Source organism: Aquicoccus porphyridii (genome assembly GCF_008369105.1).
Classification (GTDB): Bacteria; Pseudomonadota; Alphaproteobacteria; order Rhodobacterales; family Rhodobacteraceae; genus Aquicoccus; species Aquicoccus porphyridii.
This window is the reverse complement of sequence record NZ_VINQ01000235.1, coordinates 1-359: the sequence shown is the minus strand read 5'-3', so window position 1 is coordinate 359 and position 359 is coordinate 1. Positions and strand designations below refer to the sequence as shown.

The 359-nt window shown below is 67.7% G+C and carries 1 protein-coding gene; it reads left to right on the top strand.

Features of this window, described 5'->3' with window-relative positions; genetic code table 11:
- Positions 1-305: aldehyde dehydrogenase family protein (locus tag FLO80_RS22660; RefSeq protein WP_110147953.1), on the top strand; the 305-nt coding region annotated here is incomplete at its 5' end.
- Positions 306-359 lie beyond the last annotated feature (54 nt).

Below are 359 nucleotides of genomic sequence, written 5' to 3'. Positions count from 1 at the left end.
CGGTGGTCGGCGTCACCACCTTCAAGGACGAAGCCGAGGCCCTGGCCATCGCCAACGACACCGAGTACGGCCTCGGCGCCGGCCTCTGGACCCGCGACATCAACCGCGCCTACCGCATGGGCCGCGGGATCAAGGCCGGTCGCGTGTGGACCAACTGCTACCACCTGTACCCGGCCCACGCCGCGTTCGGCGGCTACAAGAAGTCCGGCGTCGGTCGCGAGACGCACAAGATGATGCTCGACCACTACCAGCAGACCAAGAACCTGCTGGTGAGCTACGACATCAACCCGCTGGGCTTCTTCTAGTAGGACCCCGGACCGGCCGCGACCGCTCTTTCCCGGAGCGGTCGCGCCGGCTCG